We start from the raw sequence: 3,133 nt of genomic DNA on the forward strand, positions 1-3,133 counted from the left end.
CGAGCCGGCCGTCCTCGAGGGTGAGTTTGGGAGCGACGCTGACGTCGCCCTGCTGCGGCACCGCGGCGGCCCGGCCGGCGTCGACCGCGGAAAGCGTCTGGGTCAACAGCACGGCACCGCTGTGGGACAGCCGCCCGAGCAAGGCACCGGCGGTGTCATCGGGCCGGACGGCCTCGGTCAGGGTGCCGAACACCGGTCCGGTGTCCAGCCCCTCCTCCAGCAGGAAGGTGACAGCCCCGGTGACGTCGTCGCCAGCGATCAGGGACCGCTGCACGGGCGCCGCTCCGCGCCAGGCCGGAAGCAGCGAGAAGTGCAGGTTGATCCAGCCATGGCGGGGAACGTCCAGGGCCGGCCGGGGNNCCCGCCGTAGGCCACGATGGCGGCGACGTCCGGGGTGGCGGCCGCAATCTGCTTTGTCACCGAGGTGTCCACCTTGGCGGCGCGGATGATCGGGATGCCCAGTTCCGCAGCCCGGGCAGCAACGGGCGACGGCGTCAGCACGCGTTTGCGTCCGAGTGGCGCGTCCGGTCGGGTGAGGACGGCGACGACGTCGAATCCTGCCGCCACGAGCGCGTCGAGGGACGGCACGGCCACCGCCGGCGTTCCTGCGAAGAGAACCCTCACTGGGAGTTACCGAACGAGCCGAAGCTTCCCGAACCTGCGCTGCCGGAACCGAAACTGGTGCCGACCGTCCGGGCGCGCTTCGCCGTCGTCTGCTCGGTAATGGAGTCGTAGTTGGCGTTCCGGATGGCGCGCAGCGCGGTCTTCCGGTCCTCGCCTTCCAGCCGGTCGGTGAAAAGGATGCCGTCGAGGTGGTCCGTCTCGTGCTGGAAGGCCCGCGCCAGCATCCCTTCGCCCTCCACCTCGACGGGGTCACCGTGCAGGTCCACGCCGGTGACGCGGGTGCGGCGGTGCCGGCGGACCGGGAAGCCGAGGCCGGGGATGGAGAGGCAACCCTCGACTTCGTCGGGCTGGAAGTCCTCGCTGTTGTCAAGCACAGGGTTGATGATGTGTCCTTCGACGCCGCCGATCCGGTACGTGAAGACGCGCTGGCTGACGCCGACCTGGGGTGCGGCCAGGCCTGCCCCGTCCACGTCCTCCATGGTTTCGGTCATGTCGGCAACAAGCTTCGCCAGCTCAGGCCCGAATTCCGTCACGGGATCGGCAACTGTGCGCAGCACAGGATCCCCGATGATGCGGATATTCAAAATGGCCATGTGCAATCTGTCCTTACAGTGGGCGGCGTCGGGATCCAGTCCAGTTTAGTTGCACACCGGGCCGAGGGCCGGACGGTTCGGGGAATCGGCCTGCGCGGGCTGGGTCGGGCTCCCGGGCTGTTCGGATTCCCGGGCTGGGGCTGGGCGCGGTCTGGCGCGTCAGTCCCGGCCTGGCGCGGGTGCACGAGCTGATTCTGGCTCAGTCTGCGGAGGCAGTCCGGCGGGGCGTTTATTGTCGTAGCCCGTCGCTAGTGTGGGCTTATGGAAGCCGTCAGGGATTTCATTGCTTGCCTGGACACGGACCGGGGCGTTGCGCCGGCCGGGCGGTCCGGCGTGGATGATGCCCTGGCCGTGCTCCGGGAGGTGGCGTCGACGGCGGCCCAGGATGCGGCGTTGCGGGGCTTCCAGGCCTCGTCGGAGTTCGCCGGCACCATGGAGGAGATCTCGCGGGTCGTGGGGTATCTGCAGCTCGTCGCAGCCTCCGCGGTGGACCGGACCCGGAAGCACGCCGCGGCCGCCGGCACGGTCACAACGTCGTGGACCACCGGCTGGCGGGAGACCCCCGGCGGCACTGACGACCCGGCCGCCGCGGATAGTGACGCGGGCACTGCGGCGGGCTCGGTTGCTGCTGCCGTTGTTGATGACGGGTACCGGAACACTACGGAGTTCCTGCGGGCGCGGCTGCGGATCGGCGCCCCCGAAGCCCGGCGCCGGCTCTCCCTCGCCGAGAGCCTGCTGCCACGCCAGGGATTCACCGGCGAACCGTTACCTGCCGTGCACGGGGAACTCGGTGCCGCCGTCGCCTCCGGCGCGGTCGCGTCCCGGTCCGCGACCATCATCAGCCTGGCCCTGGACCGGGTCCGGCACGTCTGCGACGCCGAAACCGCCGCCCGGATGGAGCACGCCCTGACCCGCACCGCCGCGGAGAACGACCCGGACTTCCTGGCCCGGGTGGCCCGGAGCTGGACCGACGCGATCGACCAGGACGGCGCCGAGCCCTCCGAAGAGCTCCTGCGCCAGCTCCAGGGCGCGTTCATCCGCAAACCCCGGCACGGACTGTAGCATCTGGAGATCTTCGCGACCGCCGAACAGTTCGAACACCTCCTCACCGTCATGAACACCGCCACCAACCCCCGCACCCAGGCCCCGGACGCCGGGGTGGACGCAGCCGCAGTCCCGTGGGCCGACCATGGCAACAACGCCGGACCTGACGTTATGGACGTCCCCCTTGACCTCCGCTCGCGTCCGCAGAAACTCCTCGACGGCCTCGTCGGTGCCTGCAAACTCGCCCTCGCCGCCGGCACCCTGCCCGGCGCGGGAGGGCTGCGCCCGCAGGTCATGGTCACCATCGACTACCGCGACCTCCTCACCCGCCTCAACGCGCCCGGCGGAACCAGCGACACTCACGACGGCACCCGCCAGGGCGGCACCCGCGAGGGCGGTTCCGGAGATTCCTTCCAGCGCGGGCAGGTCACGGCACAGACCGGGTCGCTGCTGTTCACCGGCCCCGTCACCGCCTCGACCGTCCGGAAGATCGCCTGCGACGCGGACATCATCCCGGTCCTCCTCGGCAGCGCAGGCCAGGTCCTGGATATCGGCCGGGCCACCCGGGTCTTCCCGCCCCACATCCGCAAAGCCCTCACCGTCCGCGACCAGGGCTGCGCGTTCCCCGGCTGCACCATCCCCGCGCTCTGGTGCGAAGCCCACCACATCACCTACTGGTCCCGCGGCGGAACAACCGGCACGGACAACGGTGTACTGCTCTGTTCACACCACCACCACGTGATCCACAAGGAACACTGGACCATCCAGGTCCGTACCGGCATCCCGTGGTTCATCCCGCCACCACACCTTGACCCACGCCAAAGACCCCGACGCAACCACTACTTCCACCCCGCTACCCTCGACACCCCCGG

1 protein-coding gene and 3 pseudogenes are annotated in these 3,133 nt (G+C 70.2%); 2 read left to right on the top strand and 2 right to left on the bottom strand.

The window, feature by feature from the left end; translation table 11 throughout:
• Both K789_RS22880 and def read right to left on the bottom strand, forming a co-directional pair.
• Positions 1 to 624: pseudogene (locus K789_RS22880) on the bottom strand (methionyl-tRNA formyltransferase); the annotation flags it as partial.
• Positions 621 to 1,217, bottom strand: a complete 597-nt coding sequence (gene def, locus K789_RS0110895; RefSeq protein ID WP_024366790.1) for a peptide deformylase — start codon at positions 1,215 to 1,217, stop codon at positions 621 to 623. The gene def and the pseudogene K789_RS22880, both read right to left, overlap by 4 nt.
• 432 nt (positions 1,218 to 1,649) lie before the next feature.
• On the opposite strand from def, the pseudogene K789_RS26795 reads away from it, so the two are divergent.
• Positions 1,650 to 2,810: pseudogene (locus tag K789_RS26795) on the top strand (DUF222 domain-containing protein); the annotation flags it as partial.
• Between the two features lie 117 nt (positions 2,811 to 2,927).
• Positions 2,928 to 3,133: pseudogene (locus tag K789_RS26800) on the top strand (hypothetical protein); the annotation flags it as partial.

Origin of the sequence: Arthrobacter sp. TB 26 (assembly GCF_000427315.1) — a bacterium.
In the GTDB taxonomy this organism is placed as follows: Bacteria; Actinomycetota; Actinomycetes; order Actinomycetales; family Micrococcaceae; genus Arthrobacter.